We start from the raw sequence: 25,654 nt of genomic DNA on the forward strand, positions 1-25,654 counted from the left end.
CGTTGTTCGTGGCCGGTACCGAGATCGATTGGGCTGGTTTCTATGCCGGTAGCGGTGGTCGGCGAGTGGACTTGCCCACGTACGCCTTCCAGCGGCGCCGCTATTGGGTCGCGGAAGGTTTCGCCGGTGGCGGTGACGCTCGAGCGATGGGTCTGGCGGCGACCGGACATCCCCTGGTTTCGGCGGTGATATCGCAACCGGACACCGACGCGGTAACCCTCACTGGCCGCCTGTCGGTGCAGACACACCCGTGGCTGGTCGACCACAGGGTGCTGGACACCGTGTTGTTCCCCGGCACAGGTCTCGTCGAACTCACCTTGCACGCCGCGGAACAGGTCGGCTGCTCGACCCTGGACGAGCTGGTCCTACATGCCCCGCTGGTGTTGACTGAGTCCGACGGTGTCGCGCTGCGCATCGTGGTCGGCGACCAAGACCCGATGGGCCGTCGGGCTGTGCGGATCTTCTCCTGTCCTGACGATGTCGCTTTCGCTTCGTCGTCGTGGACGTTGAACGCTGAAGGTGTGCTCGCGCAAGGCGAGACGTTGGCCGATTTCGACCTCGCCTCGTGGCCGCCGGTCGGCGCGCAGCCGTTGCCCATCGACGGCGCCTACGACGAGCTGCTCGATGTCGGGTACGGGTACGGCCCGTTCTTCCAGGGTCTGCGGGCGGCGTGGCAGCGTGGCGATGAGTTGTTCGCCGAAGTCGCTCTGCCGGACTCGCGGGATGCCGAGGGCTTCGGGATCCATCCCGCGCTGTTCGACTCCGCCTTGCACACGCTACTCATTGCCGAGCCCAAGGCCGCGGCGGGCAGGCTCGCGCTGCCGTTCGAGTGGTCCGGCGTCACCGTGTATGCGGCTGGGGCCAACGCGCTGCGCGTTCGGCTCATCCGCGTCGGTGAGCACGGCGCCGCGCTCGATCTGGCGGATCAGTCGGGTGCTCCGGTCGCCACGGTGCGGAATCTGGCTTCCAGGCCCACCGATCCCGCACAGCTCACGGCAGGCGCGTCCACCGTCGGCAATGCGTTGTTCCAGGTCGATTGGACACCGATCACCGTGTCCGAGGTCCAGATCAGCGCAGTACCGTGGGCGGATCTCGGTGACGAGATCCCAGCGGTGGCGGTGCTGGACTGCCACGCGGGCAACGACCCCGCCGCCGTCCGAACCGCGACACACGAGGCGCTGGGGGCTATCCAGTCCTGGATAGCCGATCAGCGATTCGGCGAATCGGTGCTGGTCGTTCGGACCGGTGGAGCGGTATCGACTGCCGGAGAAGACATCACGAACCTGGCCGGCGCCGCTGTGGGTGGTCTCGTTCGTTCCGCGCAGGCGGAAAGTCCCGGCCGGATCGTGTTCATCGACACGGATTCCGACATCGACGGGCTGCTCGGCGGGATTCTGGCCGCGGGGGAGCCGAACGTCGCCGTGCGCGCTGGGCAAGTACATGCCGCGCGGTTGGTCCGAATTGGTTCCGCCGCAGTGCGTTCGGTGCCGGCTCCATCCTTCGATCCAGATGACACCGTGCTGATCACCGGTGCGGGCGGTCTTCTCGGTCGGTTGTTCGCCCGGCACCTGGTCGCCACCCAGGGTGTCCGTCACCTGCTGCTGCTCAGCCGCCGCGGTGAATCCGCTCCAGGTGCCGCCGAGTTGCGGGCGGAACTGGAGGGTTCGGGGGCCGAGGTCGAGTTCGTCGCTTGCGATGTCGCCGATCGCCATGCGCTCGCCGAAGCACTTGCCAAAGTGCGTACGGACCAACCGCTTTCTGGTGTGTTCCACATGGCTGGTGTCATCGACGACGGCGCCATCGGTTCTCTCACCCCGGACCGGATGGACACGGTGTTGGGGCCAAAGGCCGATGCCGCACTGCACCTGCACGAGCTGACCCGCGAGCTTCCGCTGAAGGCGTTCGTGTTGTTCAGCTCGGCGGCGGGTGCGTTCGGTAACGCCGGACAGGGAAACTACGCGGCTGCCAACGCCTGTTTGGACGCGCTCGCGGCGCATCGCAGGGCGTCGGGCAGCCGCGGGCAATCCCTTGCCTGGGGTCTGTGGGACGGCGGTATGGCCGGGGAACTCAGTGATATCGACCGCCACCGCATGTCTCGCTCGGGCATGCTGCCCCTGTCCGAAGAGCAAGGCCTCGCGCTCTTCGACGCCGCGGCGCAGATCGACACACCGGCCCCGATTCTCGCCCGCTTGGACCTGAACGCCATGCGCAGCGCGGGATTCGCGCCCGCCCTGTTGGCAGGTCTCAGCTCGCATCGCAGGAAGGCAGCCGCGAGTGCGGCCTCGGATCTGCGCGCTCGTCTGGCCGAGACTCCGGACAGCGAACGTCTCGGTGTGCTCGTCGAGATCGTTCGCGGTCAGGTGGCGGCGGTGCTGGGGCATCGGAATGCGAATGCGATTCTGGCGGACAGGGCTTTCACCGAATTGGGCTTCGATTCGGTCACCGCTGTCGAATTCCGCAACGCCCTCGAGTCCGCGACAGGTCTGCGGATGGCCGCGACTCTGGTGTTCGACTATCCGTCACCGGAGGCTTTGGCCAAATATCTGGCAGACGAGTTCACCGACCACCGTGACTCCGGCCGGTCGGCGGATCTGTCGGAAAACGATATTCGCAGGGCCCTGCAAACGATCCCCGTCGCCCGTCTCCGCGACGCGGGCCTGCTGGACGCACTCATGCGGCTCGCACATGGACAGGGAAGTCACAGCGAGATCGAGCAGAGCGGCACGGACGAATCGATCGACGAGCTCGATATCGATGACTTGATCGACATGGCTTACAACAACTCATCAGAGGACTGACGGCGATGTGCGCGGCACGGGCGGACGAACCCGTGCCGTGACCACCCGTAAATACTTTGGAATTCCGCCTTGTAGACGTTATTTCGCCGACGAGTCGCGGTGACCGTAAGAAGACCTGGAGCAATAGTGACGAAGCCCGACGACAATACTCAGAAGCTCGCTCAGGCGTTACGCGTCTCACTCAAGGAGACGGAGAGGTTGCGTGCCCGCAACCGCAAGCTCGACGCAGCCCTTCGCGAACCTATTGCGATCGTGGGTATGGCATGTCGTTATCCGGGTGGTGTCGGCTCTCCCGAGGACCTCTGGCAGTTGGTCTCGGAGGGGACCGACGCGACGTCGGAGCTTCCCGAAAATCGAGGCTGGTATACCGAACGTCTCTACGATCAGACCGGCGAAAAACCGAACAGCACCTATACCCGTGAGGGTGGATTCCTGCATTCTGCCGGCGAATTCGATCCGGCGTTCTTCAATATCAGTCCCAGTGAAGCCGCGCTGATGGATCCGCAGCAGTTCCTGCTGCTGGAAACCTCTTGGGAGGCGTTCGAGCGGGCCGGCGTCGACCCCGGCTCGCTGAAGGGAAGCCGGACCGGTGTGTGGGTCGGCATGATGTATCACGACTATCCGGCCAATGCGAATTCGGGATCTATCGCGTCCGGTCGGGTCTCGTACGTGTTCGGCCTGGAGGGGCCGTCGGTCACCGTTGACACAGCGTGTTCGTCGTCATTGGTGGCAATGCACTCGGCTGCGGCGTCGTTGCGGTCCGGAGAGTGCGATCTGGCGTTGGCCGGTGGCGTGGCGGTGATGGCCACCCCAGAGACCTTCGTAGAGTTCAGCCGCCAGCGCGGGCTTGCCCCGGATGGGCGGTGCAAGTCCTTCGCCGATGCCGCCGATGGGGTGGGCTGGTCCGAAGGTGTTGGCGTACTGGTGCTGGAGAGGTTGTCCGACGCGCAACGCAAAGGTCATCAGGTGCTTGCGGTGATCGCTGGTTCCGCAGTGAATCAAGATGGTGCGTCGAATGGTTTGACCGCCCCGAACGGTCCGTCGCAGCGTCGGGTGATTCGGGCGGCGTTGGCGAACGCCGGGGTGTCGCCGGTCGATGTCGATGTGGTGGAAGCCCACGGCACCGGCACGACGTTGGGTGATCCGATCGAAGCCCAAGCCCTGCTCGCCACGTACGGCCAAGACCGTGACGCCGATCGTCCCCTGTGGCTCGGGTCGTTGAAATCCAACATCGGTCACGCTCAAGCCGCCGCGGGGGTCGGCGGTGTGATCAAGATGGTCATGGCGATGCACCACGGTGTGTTGCCGAAGACGCTGCACGTCGATCAGCCCAGCACCAAAGTCGATTGGTCCGAGGGGCATGTGCGGTTGTTGACCGAGCCGGTGCCGTGGCCGGCGTCGGATCGCCCGCGTCGTGCCGGTGTGTCGTCGTTCGGCATCAGTGGTACCAACGCGCACGTCATCGTGGAGCAGGCCCCGGTGGCCGAGCCGGTGGCGGAGCAGGCTTCGGTGCCGGTGGCGAAAACTGTCCCGATCGGCGGATTGCTGCCGTGGGTCGTTTCGGCGCGCAGTAGTGAGGCTCTTGCGGGTCAGGCTGCCCGCCTGGCGTCTCATATCGGTGATCACGACCCGGATCCGGTGGATGCCGGTTTCTCCTTGGCATCCACGCGCGCTGTTTTCGAACACCGCGCCGTTGTCGTGGCCGATGACCGTGATGGTCTGCTGGCGGGAGTGCGGGCGCTGGGCCGCGGTGAAACGACTCCCGGCGTGGTGACCGGCCGCGTGGTGCCGGGTTCGACGGGTGTGGTGTTCTCCGGTCAGGGTGCGCAGTGGGCGGGTATGGCCGTCGAGCTGCGCGGCGCGTATCCGGTGTTCGCGGAGGTTTTCGATGCCATCCTGGTTCAATTGGATCGCGCGCTGGGACAGTCGGTTTCGCTGAGCGAGGCTTTGTCGAGCGAGGACATGGTCGATCGGACCGTGTTCGCGCAGGCGGGATTGTTCGCGTTCGAGGTGGCGTTGTTCCGGCTGCTCGAATCGTGGGGTGTCCGCGCGGATGTGGTGGCCGGTCACTCGATCGGTGAGATCGCCGCCGCGCATGTGGCCGGGGTGTTGTCGCTTGAGGACGCGTGTGTGCTCGTGGCGGCGCGTGGCCGGTTGATGCAGGCGTTGCCTGCTGGTGGGGCGATGGTGGCGGTTGGTGCGTCCGAGGCCGACGTGTCGCCGTTGCTGGCTGGTGAGGTGTCGATCGCGGCGGTGAATGGTCCGGCTTCGGTGGTGCTCTCCGGTGTCGAGGAATCGGTCCTGGCTGTTGTCGAGGTCTGCGCCGAGCGTGGGTGGCGGACGCGTCGGTTGCGGGTCTCGCATGCCTTCCATTCGGCGCTGATGAAACCCATGCTTGCCGAATTCGCCTCGGCGATCGAGGGTTTGACGTTTGCCCGGCCGAACATGCCGTTGGTGTCGACGGTGACCAGTGTGCGGGTGACCGATGAGATGTCGGATCCCTCGTATTGGGTGCGCCAGGTCCGGGACACCGTGCGATTCGCTGATGCGGTCACCGCGATGGCTGGTATGGGTGTGTCCAGATTCGCAGAGGTCGGCCCCGATGCGGTCTTGACCCCGATGGTCGCCCAGACTCTCGATGACGGGTCTGCCGCGGTGGTGGCTCTGGCGCGTCGGGACCACACCGACCCGTCCACGGTGTTGGATGGGGTGGCCGGATTGTTCGTTTCCGGCGCCGAGGTGGACTGGACCGGTTTCTACGCCGGTTGCGGGGCCGAGCGAATCGATCTGCCCACCTACGCGTTCCAGCACGAGCGTTTCTGGCTCGATGCCAAGCAGGTGTTGGCGCAGTCGTGGCTGGGTGCCGAGCTCGGCGGGATCAGCTCGGCCGGGCTGGATGTGGTGGATCACCCGCTGCTCGGTGCTGTTGTGCCGCAGCCGGATTCGGGAGGCATGAGCTTCACCGGCCGGTGGTCGGCGGACTCGGTGGAGTGGCTGGCCGACCACAGTGTGCTCGGAACCGTGTTGCTGCCGGGAACCGGGTTCGTCGAGCTGGCGGGCTACGTCGGCGGTGTCCTCGGCTGCGCCGTAGTGGACGAGCTCGTTCTGCACAGCCCGTTGACGTTGCCGAGTGAGGGCAGTGTCACGGTGCAGGTTGTGGTTGCCGCCGCCGATGAGGCCGGTCGTCGACGGCTCAGTGTCCATTCTCGGCAAGAGGGTCCGTGGTCGCTGCACGCCGAAGGCATGCTCGCTCCGGGGCAGGTGGCGGCTGATTTCGACCTCACCGCATGGCCTCCCAGCGGCGCGCAGCCGATGCCCATCGATGGTGCGTACGACGAGTTGCTGGATGCTGGGTACGGGTACGGCCCGTTCTTTCAGGGCTTGCGGGCGGCGTGGCGGCGCGGTGACGAGTTGTTCGCCGAGGTCGCGCTGCCGGATCCGCGGGAAGCCGAGGGTTTCGGCATTCATCCGGCGCTGTTCGATTCGGCGTTGCATGTCGCGATAGTTCATGGCCTGCGCGGTGGTGGCGAGGGAACCCCCGCGCTGCCTTTCAGTTGGAACCGCGTGGTGGTGCACTCGGCCGGTGCTGCCTCGGTGCGGGTTCGTGTCGTGCTTCATGGCGATCGGTTCGCCGTGCAGATGGCCGACGAGCACGGCTACCCGGTGTTGTCGGTGGGCGCTTTGGTGTCTCGGCCGGTGTCGGCTGATCGCTTGGTCGTCGACCGGGTCTCGGATGCTCTTTTCGGCGTGGAATGGATTACAGTTCCGCCACTGCCGTCGGGGGCCGTCGAGCCTGGCCGTGTGACGGTACTCGGTTCCGGCCCGAGTTCCGGTGCGGGACGGCGTTATCTCGATCTCGCGGCGTTGATCGCCGACCTGGATTCGACTCCCGATTTTGTCGTTCCCGACCTCGTGCTGCTCGAGTGCCCGCACCACGAGGGTCCGCCGACAGCGACGGCACGGCAAGTCGTGACCGGTGTTCTCGGCACCGTTCAGGCCTTCCTGGCCGAAACCCGTTTCGCCGGTAGTCGATTGGTTGTGCTGACAAGGCGCGCGGTGGCCGTCGAGGGTTCGGAGCAAGTGGATCTGGGGCAGGCGCCGGTGTGGGGGCTGCTGCGTGCCGCGCAGGCGGAGCACCCGGGTCGATTCCAGCTTCTCGATCTTGCTCAGGACGGCGTGGACCAGGACCGTGACCCGGTCTTCGTCGCGACCGTCGCAGCGGCTGCCGCGACGGAACCGGAGGCCGCACTACGCGGCACGACCCTGCTCGTGCCGCGATTGACCCGCCACGCACCCGGCGCGATCGCCCAGCCGACCCAGCCGGGCACCGTGCTGGTGACCGGCGGCACCGGTGGCCTCGGTGCGGTGATCGCTCGGCATCTGGTGACCGAACACGGTGTGCGCCAACTGCTTCTGACATCCCGGCGAGGCCCGGATGCTCCCGGTGCCACTGAGCTGCGTGCGGAGCTGATCGAGCTCGGCGCCGAGGTCACCGTTGCCGCGTGCGACGTCTCCGATCGGGATGCGCTGGCGGCGCTGCTGGACAGCATCCCGGCCGAGCATCCGCTCACGGGTGTGGTGCACGCGGCCGGAACCGCCGACAACGGCCTGATCGAGTCGCTGACGCCGGACCGGATCGACCATGTCTTCCGGCCCAAGCTCGACGCGGCATGGCATCTGCACGAACTCACCCGCCCGCACTCGCTTTCGCTGTTCGTGCTGCTGTCGTCGGCGGGTGGGCTCGTCCTCGCCGCCGGTCAAGCGAACTACGCCGCGGCGAACGTCTTCCTGGATGCTCTCGCCGCTCATCGTCGCACGCTGGGATTGCCCGCGACCTCGGTGGACTACGGGTTGTGGGTGCAATCGACCGGCCTCGGCGCCGAGTTGTCCGAGGACGACTTCGATCGGATGCGCAGGCAGGGCTTCCCGCCGCTGACCGAGGCCGAGGGCCTGGCATTGTTCGATGCCGCGATAGCCACCGATACCGCCCAGCTGGTGGCGCTGCGCGTCGACCCGGCCGTGCTTCGAACCAGGGGCGAGCAGATCCCCGCTCTGGTCCGCACGCTCGCACCGGTCACCGTGCGCCGCCACAACCGAACGCCAGCGGATCAGGCCTTCGCGCACAAGCTGGCCGGTCTCTCCGATACCGACCGCAAGAGCGCTCTGCTCGGCCTCGTCCGATCGGTGGCTTCCGAGGTCCTCGGTCATGCCTCTGTCGAGGCTGTCGAACCTCAGCAAGCGTTCCAGCAGCTCGGGTTCGACTCCTTGCGCGCCATCGAGTTCCGCAACAAGCTCAACGTCGCGACCGGTCTGCAACTACCTGCCACGCTCATCTTCGATCAGCCCAATCCGCAGATCGTCGCCGAGTTCATCGATTCCCAACTCACCGGTACGAACCAGGACATCGAGGTCACCGCCAGCAGAGCTGGTGCGGACGAGCCGATTGCCGTGGTGGCGATGAGTTGCCGCTACCCCGGCGGTGTCGCCTCGCCGGAAGATCTGTGGCGGGTGGTCGCTTCGGGCATTGATACCACGGGTGAGTTGCCGGTGGATCGCGGCTGGGATATCGAAGGCATCTACGATCCCGAACCAGGTAAGGCGGGGCGGACCTACACCCGCCAAGGTGGATTCCTCTACTCCGCAGCGGAATTCGACGCGGACTTCTTCGGAATCAGCCCCAACGAAGCCACGATGATGGATCCCCAGCAGCGGTTGCTGTTGGAGGTCTCGTGGGAGGCGCTGGAACGCGCCGGTATGAATCCTGCGGTACTGCGCGGTAGTCCGACCGGGGTTTTCACCGGCGTGATGTACCACGACTACGCCCAGTCAACCGGGACCGGCAGCAGCACGGCCGGCAGTTTGGTCTCCGGTCGCATCGCTTACACCCTGGGGTTGGAAGGCCCGGCCGTGTCGGTGGATACGGCGTGTTCGTCATCGTTGGTGGCATTGCATCTGGCCGCGCAGTCGCTGCGGTCGGGGGAATGTGATCTGGCGTTGGCCGGTGGTGTCGCGGTGATGTCCACTCCGGACATGTTCCTCGAGTTCAGTCGGCAGCGGGGGTTGGCGCCGGATGGGCGGTGTAAGTCGTTCGCCGACGCGGCCGATGGGGTGGGCTGGTCCGAAGGCGCCGGTGTTCTGGTGTTGGAGCGGTTGTCCGATGCTCGCCGCAATGGGCATGAAGTTCTCGCGGTGATCGCCGGTTCGGCGGTGAATCAGGATGGTGCGTCGAATGGTCTGACGGCGCCCAACGGTCCGGCACAGCGGCGGGTCATTCGCCAAGCACTTGCGAACGCCGGTATCTCGCCGGTCGAGGTCGATGTGGTCGAAGCGCATGGCACCGGTACGACTTTGGGTGATCCGATCGAAGCGCAGGCGTTGCTGGCGACCTATGGGCAGGACCGTGACCAGGATCGTCCGCTGTGGTTGGGGTCGTTGAAGTCCAATATCGGTCATGCTCAGGCGGCGGCTGGGGTGGGTGGTGTGATCAAGATGGTGATGGCGATGCGGCACGGTGTGTTGCCGCGGACGCTGCATGTGGATCAGCCCAGCACCAAGGTCGATTGGAGCGAGGGTCATATCCGGTTGTTGACCGAGGCGGTGGCGTGGCCGGGGGTGGATCGGCCGCGTCGTGCCGGTGTGTCCTCGTTCGGTCTCAGCGGCACCAACGCTCACCTCATCGTCGAACAGGCTCCGGCAGCTGATCCGGCTCCCGTGCCGGTGGCCAAGACCGGCCCGGCCGGTGGAGTGCTGCCATGGGTGGTCTCGGCGCGTACCGGCGAGGCGCTTGCCGAGCAGGCCAGGCGCCTGGCGTCGCATGTCGACGATCACGACTCGATCGACATCGGCTTCTCTCTCGTGACTTCGAGAGTGTTGTTCGAGCATCGGGCAGTGGTGCTGGCACCCGACGGCGATGGCCTGAAGGCCGGTACACAGGCGTTGGGTCGCGGCGAGACGGTTCCGGGTGTGGTGTCCGGTCGTGTGGTGCCGGGGTCGACGGGTGTGGTGTTCTCGGGTCAGGGTGCTCAGTGGGCCGGTATGGCGGCCGGGCTGCGGAGCGTCTATCCGGTGTTCGCCGAGCACTTCGATGCGATCGTTGCCGAGCTGGAACCGATTTTGGCACAGCCTGTTTCGCTTGGTACCGCGTTGGCGGACGGTGAGCTTGTCGATCGGACGGTGTTCGCGCAGGCGGGATTGTTCGCGTTCGAGGTGGCGTTGTTCCGGCTGCTCGAATCGTGGGGTGTTCGTGCGGATGTGGTGGCTGGTCATTCGATTGGTGAGGTCGCTGCCGCGCATGTGGCTGGTGTGTTGTCGCTGGCGGACGCGTGTGTGTTGGTGGCGGCGCGTGGTCGTTTGATGCAGGTGTTGCCTGCTGGTGGGGCGATGGTGGCGGTTGGTGCGTCCGAGGCCGATGTGCTGCCGTTGCTGGTCGATGTCGATGGGGTGTCGATCGCGGCGGTGAATGGTCCGTCGTCGGTAGTGCTGTCGGGTGTCGAGGACGCGGTCGTGGCTGTGGTCGATAGGTGCGTCGAGCGTGGCTGGCGGACGCATCGGTTGCGGGTCTCGCATGCCTTCCATTCGGCGTCGATGGAACCCATGCTTACCGAATTCGCCTCGGCGATCGAGGGTTTGACGTTTGCCCGGCCGAACATGCCGTTGGTGTCGACAGTGACCGGCGCCCGGGTCGTCGATGAGATGTCGGATCCGGCGTATTGGGTGGGTCAGGTCAGGGATACTGTCCGGTTCGCTGATGCGGTTGTCGCGATGTCTGGTATGGGTGTGTCCCGGTTCGCCGAGGTCGGGCCGGATGCGGTGCTGACCCCGATGATCGCCCAGACCCTCGATGACGAGCAGGTGAGCTCGGCTACTTCGGCTTCTACTGTGGTGGCCTTGGCGCGTCGAGACCATGCCGACCCGTCCACGGTGTTGGGCGGGTTGGCCGGATTGTTCGTTTCCGGCGCCGAGGTGGAGTGGGCCGGTTTCTACACCGGTACCGGCGCCAAGCGAATCGACTTGCCTACCTACGCTTTCCAGCGTCGGCGCTATTGGATGCCCGAGGGGTCCGCCGGTAGTGGTGACGCTCGATCGATGGGTCTGGTGGCCACCGGACATCCCTTGGTCTCCGCGGTGGTGTCGCAACCGGATTCCGACGTGGTCGCCGTGAGTGGCAGGTTGTCGCTGCGGACCCACCCCTGGCTGGCCGATCACAGGATCGTGGACACCGTGCTCTTCCCTGGTACGGGCTTGGTCGAACTCGCCTTGCACGCCGCGGAGCGAGTGGGCTGTTCCAGCCTGGACGAACTGATTCTGCGGGCTCCGCTGGCGTTGCCGGAGTCGGCGGGCGTCGCGGTGCGTGTCGTAGTCGGTGGTGAGGACAGCGCGGGGCGTCGCGGAGTGCGGATCTTCTCGCGCCCTGATGACGACATCGACTCGGCGTCATCATGGGCGTTGAACGCCGAAGGCGTGCTCGCACCAGGAGCTGGCGGCTCGTCGGTGGATCTGGTGCAGTGGCCGCCCGCCGGTGCGGTCGCGGTCGATATCGATGGGGCTTACGACTCTCTCGATGCGCAGGGCTACCACTACGGTCCGGTTTTCCAGGCACTGCGGTCGGTCTGGCGGGGATCCGACGGGCTCTACGCCGAGATCGAATTGCCTGAGCAGGCCCGGCCCGAAGCGGAGCGTTTCGGCATGCATCCGGCGTTGCTGGATGCGGCGCTGCACGCATTGCGTTTCGCCGATGACACCTCGGCGGACGGAACCGGTTTGGCGTTGCCGTTCGAGTGGTCCGGTGTCACGGTGCACGCGGCTGGGGCCGATGCGTTGCGTGTTCGGCTCACTCGTGTCGGTGCGCATGGGGTTGCTCTGGATCTCGCGGACTCGACCGGTGCCGCGGTGGCGACGGTGCGGCAGTTGGCTTCCCGGCCGATCGATCCCGCGCAGCTCACCATCGGTACACCCATTGCTCGCACCGCTGTGTTCGATGTCGGCTGGACACCGATTGCGGTGTCCGAGGCTGAAGTCGCCGCGGTCGCATGGGCGGATCTCGGTGACGAGGTTCCGGCCGTGGTGGTGCTGGACTGCCCGGCGGGTAATGATCCCGCCGCCGTTCGTGCCGCGACCCATCATGTGCTGCAGGCACTTCAGCCCTGGATTGCTGATCGTCGATTCGGCGAGTCGGTGCTGGTGGTCCGGACCAGTGGTGCGGTATCCGTTGCCGGAGAGAATATTACGAACTTGGCGGGCGCCGCTGTTGGCGGTCTGGTGCGTTCTGCCCAGGCGGAGAACCCTGGCCGGATCGTATTGGTCGACACCGATTCCCGAGATGCCGATTCCGAACTCGGTGCGCTGCTGGGTGGGATTCTGGCGGCGGAGGAACCGCAGGTGGCCGTGCGCGGCGGGCAGGTATACAGAGCGCGACTCGCCCGAGTCGTCGCCACTGCCGCGACCGCTCCGGCGACCGACTCCTTCGACCCCGACGACACAGTTCTGATCACCGGTGCCAGCGGTTACCTCGGTGGGTTGTTCGCGCGCCACCTGGTCGACGCACATGGCGTGCGCCGACTTCTGCTGTTGAGCCGGCGCGGTGAGTCTGCTTCCGGAACCGCCGAGCTACGCGCGGAGTTGCAGCGTCTCGGCGCCGAGGCCGAATTCGTCGCCTGCGATATCGCCGACCGCGGCGCGCTCGCCGCGGTGCTGGCGGGCGTGCCTGCCGGTCATCCGCTCACGGGCGTGTTCCACATGGCTGGTGTGCTCGATGATCGTCCCATCGCTTCTCTGACGCCGGATCGGTTGGACGCGGTGTTGAGGCCCAAGGTCGATGCCGCCCTGCATCTGCACGAGCTGACCGCGGATCTGCCGTTGAAGGCGTTCGTGCTGTTCAGCTCGGTGGCCGGCGCGTTCGGCAATGCAGGTCAAGGCAACTATGCCGCGGCCAACGCCTGCCTGGACGCCCTGGCGGCACACCGCAGGGCAACCGGGCGCAGGGGCAAGTCTTTCGCCTGGGGGCTCTGGAGCACGGACGGGGGGATGGCCGCAGAGCTCAGCGACGTCGACCGGCACCGCATGTCTCGTTCGGGCATGCTGCCGTTGTCGGAGGAACAGGGCCTCGCGCTGTTCGATGCCGCGACAGGAATGGACAACGCCGCCCTCGTCCTGGCCCGCTTCGACCTGGATGCCATGCGCAGCGCGGGATTCACCGCGCCCGCCCTGTTTTCCGCGCTGGTTCCGCATCGCCGGATGGCGGCTTCGGTCGCGTCCACGGCACTTCGCGCCCGTCTGGCGAACACTCCCGACAGTGAACGTTTCGGTGTACTCGTCGAGATCGTCCGCGGTCAGGTCGCGGCGATTCTGGGACACCAGAACGCGAACGCGATTGCGGCCGACAAAGCCTTCGGTGAGCTGGGTTTCGACTCGCTCACCGCTGTCGAGTTCCGCAACGCCCTCAAAACCGTGACAGACCTGCACCTACCCGCGACCCTGGTATTCGATTACCCGACACCACAGGCTTTGGCCGAATATCTGGCCGACGAGCTCACCGGCACGGGGCGGGATGTCGAGGTCACCGCCAGCAGAGCTGTCGACGACGACCCGATTGCCGTGGTGGCGATGGCTTGTCGTTATCCCGGTGGTGTCGCCTCGCCGGAAGATCTGTGGCGGGTGGTCGCTTCGGGAGTCGATGCCACCGGTGAGTTGCCGGTGGATCGTGGCTGGGATATCGAAGGCATCTACGATCCCGAACCTGGCAAGGCTGGTAAGACCTACACACGTCAGGGTGGATTCCTGTATTCGGCGGCGGATTTCGATGCGGATTTCTTCGGGATCAGTCCCAACGAGGCCGTGAACATGGATCCGCAGCAGCGGTTGCTGCTGGAGACCTCGTGGGAGGCGTTGGAACGCGCTGGTGTGGATCCGGCTGCGCTGCGCGGCAGTTCGACCGGGGTCTTCACCGGCATGATGTACCACGACTACGCCCAGGGAACCGGCAACAGCGCTGCCGGGAGTTTGGTGTCCGGGCGAGTGTCGTATGTGTTCGGTCTGGAAGGGCCGTCGGTCACCGTGGACACCGCGTGTTCGTCATCGCTGGTGGCAATGCATCTGGCCGCGCAGTCGCTGCGGTCGGGGGAATGTGATCTGGCGTTGGCCGGTGGTGTCGCGGTGATGGCGACACCGGAGATCTTCGTGGAGTTCAGTCGGCAGCGGGGGTTGGCGCCGGATGGGCGGTGTAAGTCGTTCGCCGACGCGGCCGATGGGGTGGGCTGGTCCGAAGGCGCCGGTGTTCTGGTGTTGGAGCGGTTGTCCGATGCTCGCCGCAATGGTCATCCGGTGTTGGCGGTGATCGCTGGTTCGGCGGTGAATCAGGATGGTGCGTCGAATGGGTTGACCGCGCCGAACGGTCCGTCGCAGCGGCGGGTGATCCGGCAAGCCTTGGCGAATGCGGGGGTGTCGCCGGCCGAGGTGGATGTGGTCGAAGCGCACGGCACCGGCACCACCCTCGGGGACCCGATCGAAGCGCAAGCGCTGCTGGCCACCTATGGGCAGGACCGTGCTGTAGATCGTCCGCTGTGGTTGGGGTCGTTGAAGTCCAACATCGGTCATGCTCAGGCCGCCGCCGGTGTGGGTGGTGTGATCAAAATGGTCATGGCGATGCGGCACGGTGTATTGCCGCGGACGCTGCACGTGGATCAGCCAAGCACCAAGGTCGATTGGTCCGAGGGGCATATCCGGTTGCTGACCGAACAGGTGGCGTGGCCGGAGACAGATCGGCCGCGTCGGGCCGGTGTGTCCTCGTTCGGGATCAGCGGCACGAATGCTCACGTCGTCATCGAGCAGGCCCCGGCTGTGCAACCAGAGCCGGTGACCAAGACTGTCCCGGCCGGTGGTGGGCTGCCGTGGGTGGTTTCCGTGCGTAGCGGTGCGGCTCTTGCCGGGCAGGCTGCCCGGCTGGCATCGCATGTCGTCGATCACGACCTGGATCCGGTGGACGTCGGTTTCTCGATGGCGTCCACCCGTGCTGTGTTCGAGCATCGCGCGGTTGTCGTCGCCGATGACCGCGATGGTCTGCTCGAAGGTATGCGGGCCTTGGCCGCCGGTGCCCAGGCGCCGGGTGTGGTGACCGGCCGTGTGGTGCCGGGTTCGACGGGTGTGGTGTTTTCTGGTCAGGGTGCGCAGTGGGCGGGCATGGCCGCCGGGCTGCGTGCGGCGTATCCGTTGTTCGCCGAGCATTTCGACGGGATCGTGTCTCGACTGGATCCGCTGCTGGGGCAGTCGGTTTCGTTGGACGCCGCGCTGGCGTCCGATGATCTGGTCGACCGGACGGTGTTCGCGCAGGCAGGGTTGTTCGCCTTCGAGGTGGCCTTGTTCCGCCTGCTCGAATCGTGGGGCGTTCGCGCGGATATGGTGGCCGGTCACTCGATCGGAGAGATTGCCGCCGCGCATGTCGCGGGTGTGATGTCGCTGGCGGATGCGTGTGCGCTGGTCGCCGCGCGCGGCCGGTTGATGCAGGCGCTGCCCGCGGGTGGGGCGATGGTAGCGGTCGGTGCTTCGGAGGCGGAGGTGCTGCCGCTCCTGGCTGGTGAGGTGTCGATCGCGGCGGTCAACGGTCCGACGTCGGTGGTGCTCTCCGGTCTCGAAGACACGGTTGCGGCTGTAGTCGACACGTGCGTCGAACGTGGTTGGCGCACGCGTCGTTTGCGCGTCTCCCACGCTTTCCATTCGGTGTCGATGGAGCCGATACTCGCCGAATTCGCGACGGCGATCGAGGGCTTGACGTTCGGTCGCCCGAGCATTCCCTTGGTGTCCACGGTGACCGGCGCCCAAATCGTCGACGAGATGTCGGATCCGTCGTATTGGGTCGGTCAGGTGAGGGACACGGTGCGCTTCGCCGATGCGGTCGCCACGATGGCAGGTATGGGTGTGACCCGGTTCGCCGAGGTCGGGCCCGATGCGGTGCTGACCCCGATGATCGCCCAGACCCTCGACACCGCGACCGCAATCCCGCTGACCAGACGAAACAACGCGGCTCCCGCGACCGTGGTGACAGGTCTTGCCCGGTTGCACGTCACCGGTTCGGCGGTGGATTGGGCGAGCTACTACGCGGGCACCGGAGCCACGAAGGTAGACCTACCGACATACGACTTCCAGCGCCGCCGCTTCTGGGCCACGGGTCCACGGCACACCGGAGGGGCCCATGCACTCGGTCTGCGATCCGCCGAGCACCCCATGCTGGGCGCATTGGTGGCGCAGCCGGAGAATGGGGGCGCCAGATTCAGCGGCCGCCTGTCCACGGTTACCCATCCCTGGCTGGCCGATCACGACGTGCTCGGCACCGTGCTGCTGCCCGGCACCGGATTCGTCGAGCTGGCCGTTTACGCCGGAGGCCAGGTCGACTGTCCAGAACTGGAGGAGCTCACTCTTCTCGCGCCGCTCGTGCTCCAAGGGCATGGCGGAGTGCAGGTCCAGGTGGTCGTCGGTGGCGGTGACGAGTTCGGTCGCCGACGGGTCGACATCTACTCGCGTAATGACGACGACGATCCGTCGGTCCCATGGGCGCACCATGCGCAGGGCACCGTGAGCCCGAGCAGCGAGTCCGACGAACTGGAAGGCTCGGCCGACCTCGCGCAGTGGCCACCGGCCGGTGCTTCCGAGATCGGTTTGGCGGACGCTTATGCCGAACTCGCCGACAACGGGTACAACTACGGGCCGGCTTTCCAAGGACTGGAGGCACTTTGGCGCCGGGACGAGGTGCTCTTCGCGGAGGTCACGCTGCCCGAGCAGACCGCTACCCAGGGCTATGGCATACATCCGGCACTGCTCGATGCGGCCATGCACGCACTGCCCTTCGGTCTCGCGCAGACCGTGGGCGAGGACGCCGAGCGGCCGACCCTCGTTCCCTTCGCTTGGTCTTCGGTGCGTTTGCACGCCGACGGCGCCCGGCGGGTGCGGGTTCGGTTGACCTGGACGAATCAGGGGACAGTCGCCCTGGCGATGGCCGATTCCGATGGCGCGCCTTTGCTTTCCGTAGGGTCCCTCGCGTTGCGTCCGTTGTCGCCCGAGCTGCTGTCGGCCGCGACCCGGTCTTCGCGGGACGCGCTGTACGAGGTCACCTGGCGGCCCGGTCCGGAGCTGCGATCCGTGGCAGGCGTCTCCTGGGCCGAGTGGGGTGCGGCGGAGCAGGCCTCGGTCTTGCTGTTCCGGCCCCCGTTCGGCGGCGTGGACGTGCCGGTCCGGCTGCGCACGGCCTTGCACAGTACGCTCGACGTCATCCAGGAGTTCGGGCGGGAAGAACGCTTTGCCGCAAGCACTCTGGCGGTGATCACCGACTCCACCGACCCGGCCGCGGCCGCGGTGTGGGGCCTGGTGCGCGCGGCGCAGGCGGAGAACCCAGGGCGATTCGTACTCGTCGACGCTCACGCGGAGACAGCGACGGATCACCTCGTCGCCGCGACGATGTCGGGCGAACCGGAACTGGCTGTAGACGCGGACGGAACACGGGTGCCACGGCTGAAGCGTGCCACCTCGACCGAATCGGAGCGGCAGGCGCCTTGGGATTCCCAGCGGACTGTTCTGATCACCGGTGGTACCGGCGGGATCGGTAGCCACCTCGCCAAGCATCTGGTGAACGCGCACGGTGTGCGACACCTGCTGCTGGCAGGCAGGCGCGGACCAGCCGCCGCCGCGGATCTCATCGAGGAACTCGATGCTCTCGGCGCACAGGTTCGCGTGGTCGCCTGCGACGTCACGGACCGTGACGCGCTGCGAGACCTGCTGGCCTCGATACCCGCGGAGCATCCGCTCGGCGCGATCGTCCACGTGGCGGGCGTTGCCTACAACGGGCTGGTCGATACCTTGACGCCGGAGCAGATCGACTACTGCCTCGGTGCCAAGGCCGACGCCGCCTGGTATTTGCACGAGCTCACCCGTGACGCCGGGCTGTCCGCCTTCGTGCTGATCTCCTCGGTGGCGGGCTTGATACTGCCCGCGGGTCAGGGCGGCTACGCGGCGGCCAACCTGTTCCTCGACGCGCTCGCGACCCACCGTCGTGTCGAAGGTTTGCCCGCTACCTCGCTCGCCTATGGCCTGTGGGACATGAAAACTGGCCTCTCGCAATGGCTCAGCGAGGCCGACCGGCAGCGGATGCGCCGCCAAGGTCTGCCGCCTCTGGCTGCGGACAAGGCGCTCGAGCTGTTCGACGCGGCATTGTGCACGGACCACCCGGTGCACGTTCCGGTCGAGATCGATCCGGCCGCACTGCGTGCGCGCGACGCGGTGCCCGCACTGCTGCGCGACTTGGCCAAGCGGACCGGCCGAAGGCAGAGCACCGGAACGCGGGATGCCGTGGCGGTTCGCAGGCGACTGGCACAGCTCTCGGAGGCCGAACAGGAACAGTGGCTGCGGACGCACATACTCGAGAACGCCGCCAGACTGCTGGGACACGAGAGCGCCGACGCGCTGGACCCCGAACGGGACTTCCTCGAATCGGGGTTCGACTCCCTGGCTGCCATGGAGTTGCGAACCACGCTCAACGCTTCCACCGGTCTGACACTGCCGACGGCCGCGATCTTCGATCACAAGACGCCGGCGGCACTGGCCCGATACCTGTGCAAGGAGCTCGCCGCCGACTCCCGAAGGGGCGCGGAGATCGGTGGCGAAGACGATTCGTTGTACGGGATGTTCCGTGGCGCGGTAGCGTCCGGCCAGGCGGGCAAGGGCTTCACCTTGTTGCGGGCGGCGGCGGAGCTGCGCGAGCAGTTCTCCTCGGCACACGAACTGGACCGGCTGCCGGTGCCCACCCGGCTCGCCGCGGGCCCCATCCTGCCACGCATCATCTGCCTCGCTCCGCCGCTGGCTACCGGCGGCGCACATCAGTACGCGCGGCTCGCCTCGCACTTGCGCACTGCCCGTGACGTATTGGCACTATCGCCGATCGGTTGCCGGACGGGAGAGCCACTTCCGACGACGCCGACGGCGGCCGCGGAAGCAGTGGCGCGCGCTGTCCTCGATGCGGCACAAGGAGATCCGTTCGTTTTGGTCGGATACTCCTCGGGCGGCCTGTTGGCCTACCTCGTCACCGAGCACCTGGAAGCTGCTGGTGGCCCAGCGCCCGCCGCGGTCGTCATGGTGGACACCTACAAGGTGAACGACGATGGTGAATGGCTGCTTCGGGCGATGGCCGAACACATGGTGTCGGCGGAGGCTACGTTCGGTCGCTTCGACCAAGCCCGGCTGACCGGCATGGGCCGGTATGTGCGGCTCCTGAAAGAGATGGTGCCCGGCTCCGTCGAAACGCCGACGTTGTTGGTCCAGTGCGCCGAGAACTTCCTGGAGAACTCATCGGATCGGGTGAACTGGCAGGCCGAACCGTGGGATCCGGCGCATACCGTTGTTTCGGTACAGGCCGACCACATCACGATCCTGGAGGACGGCTCAGCGGCTGTCGCCGAAGCGATCGAAGATTGGCTCGAGAGCTAGGAACAACGACCGGGTGGGCGACTTGCCCACCCGGTCGTTCCGTCAGCTCGACAGCGCCCGAGCGCAATGATCGCGGATCAGCTGTGCGATCGGCCGGCAATTCGAATCGATGAAGAAATGACCGCCTGGAAAGGAGGTCGCGAAGAAGCTTCCGGAGGTGTGCGAGCCCCATACCTCGATCTCCGCGAGACCCGCATCGGGGTCACGATCGCCGGTGATCGCGACGATTGGGCTGCTGATCATCGCATCCGCACGGCACTGGTAAGTCTCGATGGCTCGGTAGTCGTTCCTGACGACAGACAGGATCAGCTCTCGAAAGTCTGGATCCTCGAGCAACGCCGCTGGTGTACCGCCGAACTGCAGGAGATGCTCACCGAGTTCTCGATCGCTCAGCAGGTGCACTCGCAGTTGGGACTTCGCCGCCGAAGGGGCGCGCCGACCCGAGGCGAACAGGACTCTCGGGCTGGCTCCCAATTCGCGCTCGAGCCGCCTGCAGGCCTCGAAAGCTACGACAGAGCCCATACTGTGCCCGAATATGGAGAAGCTCTCGGCATCGTCGACCGCTTCTCTCAGTTCGGGAAGCAGGCCGTCGACGAGATCCGCAATGTTGTCCACGAGCGGTTCGTGCCTTCGGTCTTGCCGGCCCGGATACTGGACAGAAAGAACGTCGTATTCCGGTCCCATGCACTTGGCCAATGGTCCGAAAGATATGGCGGAGCCGCCGGCGTGCGGAAAGCAGAACAACTTGTGGGATCCATCCCCGGTCGCGGGGGACAGGCGACGTAGCCAGCTATTACCCATTGGGCGGAAAGCCTTTCGTGACGACACGGATGCGCACCACCGCCGGGTGCCTGCGGTGGTGCGCCTCGAGGACTAGGGCTCGCGAGCTAACGGCTCGGTGGTGTGTGCCTGAGCCGCACCACCGAACTCCAAGGCTTCCAAGCGTTTCGGATCGGCTTGCGGGGATCCGGCTGCGGGAAGAGCGTGATCGGCTTCATGAACCAGGGCAGCCGGTGGAACCGGCGCGCCGCCGAGGCAAGGTGTTCGACCTCGTCGGCCGTCCAGTCCAGATCGGCGAAGAAGCGCAGCGGATCGACCGGACCGAAGTGCCAGGGAGCGTTCGCAAGCAGTTCGGTGGTGGCCTTGCTCATTCGCTTCACAATCGCCGTATTGTTGACATCCAATGCCCACCAGGCGATTTCGGGCCGAGCCAGCGCACCGGCCAAGCTGATGACGTCGTCGTCGGTGAGGTAGTAGATCAGTCCCTCGGTGAGCACCAGCGCCCGCTCGGCACCCGCGAGGGCCTCGTCCAGGAACTCGCTCCGCGCTTCGGGATTGGCGAGGTCCACCGCCGTGCGGGTGAGCGCGCAGCGCGGCGACTCCCCGGCGAGCAGCTCGTTCTTCTCCTCGACCAATGCGGGCAGATCGGCTTCGATCCAAGGCAGGTCGGAGGGCAGATCCAGCCGGTAGGGGCGGGTATCCATGCCCGCGGCCATATTGAGCACCCGATCGCAGCCCTGCTCGATGGTCTTCATGATCAGGTCGTCGATGAGTTTGGTGCGGGTGACCAGATTCCAGCCGTTGTGCATCAAGAGGGGGGTGCGGCCGGCGATGGCGTGGCCCCGCTCGCCGGCGACCCGGTCGGCGAGGGGATCATGGAAAAGAGCGTCGGGACGGGCGGATTCGACAGCTCGGAAGGCGGCCACCCAACGGGCGGTGTCGGAAACGTTGGTAACTAGATCAGCAGTCTCGGCCACCAGTGCAGTCTCGCACAGCGAACGAAACGATGCTCAATTGTCGCATCGCCGCCAGCGGCGCCCAACTCCCGGAAACTCCGCGGCCCGCCACACGCGCCCGCGGGTGCGCTCGCGGCAACACCGGCCGGTGCGCGTCGTCCGGCGGCGGGTCGCCGAGCTCACCGAGTCGGGGTCCGCTCGGCTGTCGGCCGTCGGCTGGACGCGAGGGCGTTGTGAACGTTCCCAGTGCGGTTCCCGCTGGTCGTACGGCGTCGGCGATGCCGGTTGAACTGGGTGTTCGCCGCGCGGTTGGGGGTTGTCGACCCCCGTACCGACCAGCGCCGGTCCGTACCCGCCAGTAGATCGGAGGCGACTGTGACGTTTCACAAAGTATTGCCAACGGCTTTCTGGATCGCACGAATCACTAGCTCGAGACGGGTCGGATGCTGTTTCATCATGGTGCGCTGGGGCTCGAGCAGCGGCGGGAAGGAAGTCCAGATGTCCATGATCGATTCCGCGCCGTTGTCGACGATGTCGGGTACGGCCGGTCACCTCACCCGCGCGGGACGTGGGCTCGCTTTCGCGGCGTCCGTCCCACCCATCGAGCCGAACCGTCGACCGTTCGGCTCGACCGCCGCGCACCTCGGCGAAGGAGCGCGTGGCCCGGGATCGCACTGACCTTTCCGGGTTGCTCCACCTATCTCACAGAAAGAAGGACGGCTGACCAATGCTGCCCACCCGAGGATCGCGGACCGCTCTGTCTGCTCTCGTATTGACGGCGAGTGCCGCACTCGTCGCACCGACGCCGACCATGGCCGCGCCACGGCCGGCCCCGGCACAGCAGGCCGTTCCGGCGATCGGAGAGAACGTTCCCTCCGAGGCGCTGGCCGCGCTGGCGCCGACGATCGTCAGCGCCATCTCCGCCCCCGCCCCCATCGCCGACGGCGGAAAAGCCGCGATCCTCGCCCAGGCGCGCGCACTGCTCGCGACACCCGGCATCCCCCCGCAGGTCAAGGCGACCCTGGAAAGGGTCATCACCTTCCTCGACGGCAGCGGTGGCGGTGGCCCCGAGCTCCCGCCGTCGGACGGTCCGCGAATCTCCCAGTTCCTCTACCCGACCATCGGCAAGGGCTGCATCGGACCGACCTCCGATTCGGTCGGCGCCGCGCTGGCCGTTCCCGGTCCGGCCGAACTGCCGCCGCCGGGACCCAAGGCAGGCCAGACCGGCTTCGTCTTCACCGCGCTGGGCACCAAATCCCCTGCGGCCGTGCAAAATCCGCCGCTGACCGTGCAGTGGGTCAACCTCGACAACCGTCGTTCGGGTGTCCAGCCGCTCACCAACGAGTCGGAGCTCAACGCCGACGGTCCCGCCACGCTGTCGGCCCTCGCCGACACCGGCTCGGGGCGCGTCGCCGCGGTGATCTCCGGCTCGCTCACCACCACGACCGCCGATTCCGGCGCTCGTACCTGCACCTTCGCGCCGACCCTAGGGTTCTTTACCGTCGCCTGAGTCGACGCAACGTATTGGAGTTCGATCTATGAAGTTTGCCGTTTCCGGCTTGGTCAGCGGGCTGACCGGCGCGACCTTGGGGGTGGTCGCCGTGCTGGGCGTCACCACTGGCGTGCAACAGAATTCGATCCCGGCGCCCGAGACGACCGTCGACCCCGGTTCGTCGCTGGCCAACACGCCGTACGGCAGCCGATGAGCAACGGGCGCAGGACCATCGCCTGCTTCCTCGTCGGCCTCGGCGCGCTGCTGCTCGTGGCAGCGGTCATGATTCCCAACTACACCGTCGGCAAAGTGGCCAAGACGCCGCTGGACCTGCGGATCACCACGATCGCGAAGAACGTTCCCGGCGAGGAAAGCCTTGTGCTGGACTCGAAGTCGCTCACCTCTCCCGAGGGCTCGGCCAGGGTCGACACCAATGTGCCGATCGTCTCGCAGCGCTTCCTCACCGTCGAAGAGCCGTCCGACGCCGACCAGATGACGGTGCAGGCGGGCCAGACGCTGCGTCGTGACGACCGCGAGGGCGACACCGGTCTGCTCACCGCCTCGATCGACCGCGTCACCATCGACCGCAAGACGGGCGAGCCGATCCCGGTGTCTCCCAACGGTTCCATCGCCGTCTCCGTCGACAAGTCGGGCGCGTCGGTGGCCGACCCGTCGCAGCGCGCCGGTCTGCAGTACCGCTTCCCGATCGGCACCGAGAAGAAGTCCTACCCCTACTTCGATCTCAACGCCCGCGCCACCTACGACATCGAGTACGTCGACGAGACCGAGATCAAGGGCGTGCCGGTCTATCACTTCCGCCAGACGATCCCGGTCACGAACATGTGGGACGTCGTGCAGGCGCCGACCAACAAGCTCACCCTCCCCGCCGCCAAGTGGGGCCTCGAGGGCGAGGAGCCGGTCACGATGACCCGCTTCTACACCAACACCCGCGACGTGTGGGTCGAGCCGAAGACCGGCGCGGTCCTCAAGGGCGGCGAGCAGATTCACCTGTTCTACGGTCGCAGCGCCGGGCAGGTCGACGTCACGGCCCTCAAGTCCCACCTCGTCTTCGACGAGAAGACCATCGATGCCCAGCTGGCCGTCACCCAGGAGAGCCTCGACAGACTCACCCTCTTCGGCCAAACCCTCCCCATCGCCCTGGGGATCTTGGGCGCGATAGCCCTGGTCGGCGGCATCGTGCTCGGGGTGCTCAGTGGCGGTTCCCGCGGTCGTCGAACCGGAAGGTTCTAGCGAACCAATTCACAGCCCGAACACCTCGGCCTCCCGCGTTCGGCGCGGAAGGCCGAGGTGTTTGCCGTTCCGAACAGTCGGCAAGCCAGCGGTTCGGGGCAGGCCGCGAGCGTGCGGCCATGCCTTCGCGAGTGCGAGTAGACGGCGCAGCTCCGCGTTGAGATCCCGTGCGCCCGATCGGACTTGGTACCGGGGCGTGAACCGGCTCGTGCTCGGGGGGTGCCCGGCAGCTTTGGTGGCGATGGCCTCGGCGATGCGACGAGCGGAGATACGTGGGTCACCGCCGGCGGCGGCCAGATCGCCGGGGCTGTCGCTGTAGCGCTTGAGATGCAGCAGGCTGTCGCGGATCTCGACCGTCATGCGGTGTAGGCGGATGGCTGGATCTATCCGGCCGTTGTGGTCGCGCCGCGTCTCCAGGACGATCTCGGGCACGGCTGCCGTGAGATCGGCCCACAACGGCTGAAGTCGGCGGCAGTATCGGCCGGTGCGGTCCCATCCGGTGTGGGCGAGCAGAGTGCTGATCAGCGGCACCGTGACCGCGGCGGGAACGGCGACGGCCGAGATGAGGAAGCCGCTCCATCCTTTCCAGTGCATCTCGGGAGCGAATGATGGTTGGCCTGTCATGACACTGATGGCGGTTTCGAGCGGGTATACGACCGCTACAGCTCCTAGGCCCAGCGTGCTGCACACGCTCGTCGTATAAAGTGCACGTTCCCGCCAGGTGGTGGCGCTTGCGATGCGAATCTCGCGCACACATATCCGGCCGAGGAGCAGTGCCGTAGCGCCGAGCGGCAGGGAGAACGCGACCCAGACCACGACAGCGGGCCAGCCCAGGGTTTGGTCGATCAACTGATCGGCGCGGCGGGCAGGCGTCCCTGCGATCAGAATGACAGCGGTGGTGGTGATCGTGACGAGGTAGTAACGCCGCTGCCTGCGCCACGCGTGTGCGGGTTCGGCGCCTGCCCACAGCTTGGCGACGCCGTAGACGTGCGAGACGGTCAACACAGATGCTCCCAGCGAGAGCTGTCGGGCGATGTTCACCACATCGCTGTCGTCGCCGGGCAGCAGCCATACCAGTGACTTTTCGAACCACGCCTCTTGCAATAGGTTCGCGCAGAGAGTGGCGGCGAGCCCACGGTTGATGAGCCGGTCGACGATGCTGTCCCGTAACAGCCAGCAGCGACCGGCGAGCACCAACGCGATGCCTGCCAGGACGGGCCAGGTGATCAGACCCGGGATCGGGGAGGTCATCTCAGCGGTGCCGGTTTCGGAAGAACGTCGAGCGGAACCGGCTCGCCGACCGCTTCGGCAGCATCGCTTCGACCAGCAGCAGGTCGGCGAACGTTTCGGCGGCGCGCTCGCGCTCGCTGCCGTAGTCTTGGCGGCCCAGCACGCTGCGGATGGATTCCAGCGACAGCGAGGGCATCAGTTCGCGCAACGGCAGATCAGCCGCGGCGCCACCCGGACCGCTCGCAGTGTCTCCGTGGCCGAGCAGCATGTGACCGATCTCGTGGGCGATGATCTGATCGGCATGCCATTCGGTGTCGGCCCCGTACATGATCACGTCGTCGCCTTCCCGCGCAATCCACAGGCCACTTCCGGTGCCGCATCCGTTCCCCAAGAGGGCGTCGACGTCGATTGGGCACAACGAGATCGGCCGTCCCCGGTACTCTGCCACCCGCGCGATGTATTCCGTTGTGTCCCATGGGTGGGGGATCGGTACCAGGCGACTCAGCTCCTCGAATCGCGCGGTGAGATCCTCCATTACCTTTTCCTCGTTGATCGCGTGACCTGTGCCGATGTCGTGGTGGGCGTAATCGCCTGCGTAGCAGGTTGTTGGACAGTCTATTTCGCGGACAATGTCGCGCACCTTCAAGGTGCGCGATGGTGGTGAACGGCGGCTTCGAGCGATG

General features: G+C 66.4%; 10 protein-coding genes (1 of these 10 only partly in view). 5 read left to right on the forward strand and 5 right to left on the reverse strand.

Features of this window, described 5'->3' with window-relative positions:
* Positions 1-2,798, forward strand: partial view of a type I polyketide synthase gene (locus ABZV58_RS05920; protein ID WP_354999071.1) — the end only. The gene continues 12,991 nt to the left of window position 1, outside the view; the window shows 2,798 of its 15,789 coding nt (coding positions 12,992-15,789); its start codon lies beyond the left edge, outside the window; the stop codon is at positions 2,796-2,798.
* Positions 2,799-2,924: 126 nt separating this feature from the next.
* A complete protein-coding gene (locus ABZV58_RS05925) occupies positions 2,925-19,262 on the forward strand; it encodes a type I polyketide synthase (RefSeq protein ID WP_354999072.1) in 16,338 nt (5,445 codons plus the stop codon).
* A 42-nt stretch (positions 19,263-19,304) separates the two neighbouring features.
* Here ABZV58_RS05925 and ABZV58_RS05930 read toward each other — a convergent pair whose 3' ends face one another.
* From ABZV58_RS05930 to ABZV58_RS05940, 3 genes are all read right to left on the reverse strand, one after another.
* Positions 19,305-20,063, reverse strand: coding sequence for an alpha/beta fold hydrolase (locus ABZV58_RS05930; protein ID WP_354999816.1), 759 nt, complete (start codon positions 20,061-20,063; stop codon positions 19,305-19,307).
* 86 nt (positions 20,064-20,149) lie between these two features.
* Positions 20,150-21,019: an SAM-dependent methyltransferase gene (locus ABZV58_RS05935; protein WP_354999073.1), complete on the reverse strand. Its 870-nt coding sequence runs from the start codon at positions 21,017-21,019 to the stop codon at positions 20,150-20,152.
* Positions 21,020-21,381: 362 nt separating this feature from the next.
* Positions 21,382-21,504: a hypothetical protein gene (locus ABZV58_RS05940; RefSeq protein WP_354999074.1), complete on the reverse strand. Its 123-nt coding sequence runs from the start codon at positions 21,502-21,504 to the stop codon at positions 21,382-21,384.
* 221 nt (positions 21,505-21,725) lie between these two features.
* On the opposite strand from ABZV58_RS05940, the gene ABZV58_RS05945 reads away from it, so the two are divergent.
* The 3 genes from ABZV58_RS05945 to ABZV58_RS05955 are packed head-to-tail and all read left to right on the forward strand — an operon-like array spanning position 21,726 to position 23,741.
* Positions 21,726-22,508 (forward strand): hypothetical protein, encoded by a 783-nt coding sequence (locus tag ABZV58_RS05945; protein WP_354999075.1) that lies wholly within the window; start codon positions 21,726-21,728, stop codon positions 22,506-22,508.
* Between the two features lie 28 nt (positions 22,509-22,536).
* Entirely contained in the window at positions 22,537-22,704 is a 168-nt protein-coding gene (locus ABZV58_RS05950; RefSeq protein ID WP_354999076.1) for a DUF2613 domain-containing protein, read from the forward strand.
* The gene (locus ABZV58_RS05955) at positions 22,701-23,741 is read left to right on the forward strand and encodes a DUF3068 domain-containing protein (RefSeq protein ID WP_354999077.1); all 1,041 of its coding nucleotides are present in this window, start codon (positions 22,701-22,703) and stop codon (positions 23,739-23,741) included. Before ABZV58_RS05950 ends, ABZV58_RS05955 begins: the two co-directional genes overlap by 4 nt.
* A gap of 9 nt (positions 23,742-23,750) precedes the next feature.
* Here the strand turns inward: ABZV58_RS05955 and ABZV58_RS05960 are convergent, their stop codons facing one another.
* Together ABZV58_RS05960 and ABZV58_RS05965 are read right to left on the reverse strand one after the other, a co-directional pair.
* Complete coding sequence (locus tag ABZV58_RS05960; protein ID WP_354999078.1) at positions 23,751-24,992, reverse strand: MAB_1171c family putative transporter; 1,242 nt, start codon at positions 24,990-24,992, stop codon at positions 23,751-23,753.
* A 1-nt stretch (position 24,993) separates the two neighbouring features.
* A complete protein-coding gene (locus tag ABZV58_RS05965) occupies positions 24,994-25,611 on the reverse strand; it encodes a hypothetical protein (RefSeq protein WP_354999817.1) in 618 nt (205 codons plus the stop codon).
* Between the last annotated feature and the right edge of the window lie 43 nt (positions 25,612-25,654).

It is taken from the genome of Nocardia sp. NPDC004654, assembly GCF_040609595.1.
Lineage (GTDB): Bacteria > Actinomycetota > Actinomycetes > Mycobacteriales > Mycobacteriaceae > Nocardia.

Bases quoted from the DNA above. Each gene is read 5' to 3' on its own strand.
- ABZV58_RS05940 (WP_354999074.1), bottom strand. From the start codon at position 21,504: ATGGACATCTGGACTTCCTTCCCGCCGCTGCTCGAGCCCCAGCGCACC.
- ABZV58_RS05955 (WP_354999077.1), top strand. From the start codon at position 22,701: ATGAGCAACGGGCGCAGGACCATCGCCTGCTTCCTCGTCGGCCTCGGC.
- ABZV58_RS05960 (WP_354999078.1), bottom strand. From the start codon at position 24,992: ATGACCTCCCCGATCCCGGGTCTGATCACCTGGCCCGTCCTGGCAGGC.
- ABZV58_RS05930 (WP_354999816.1), bottom strand. From the start codon at position 20,063: ATGGGTAATAGCTGGCTACGTCGCCTGTCCCCCGCGACCGGGGATGGA.
- ABZV58_RS05945 (WP_354999075.1), top strand. From the start codon at position 21,726: ATGCTGCCCACCCGAGGATCGCGGACCGCTCTGTCTGCTCTCGTATTG.
- ABZV58_RS05950 (WP_354999076.1), top strand. From the start codon at position 22,537: ATGAAGTTTGCCGTTTCCGGCTTGGTCAGCGGGCTGACCGGCGCGACC.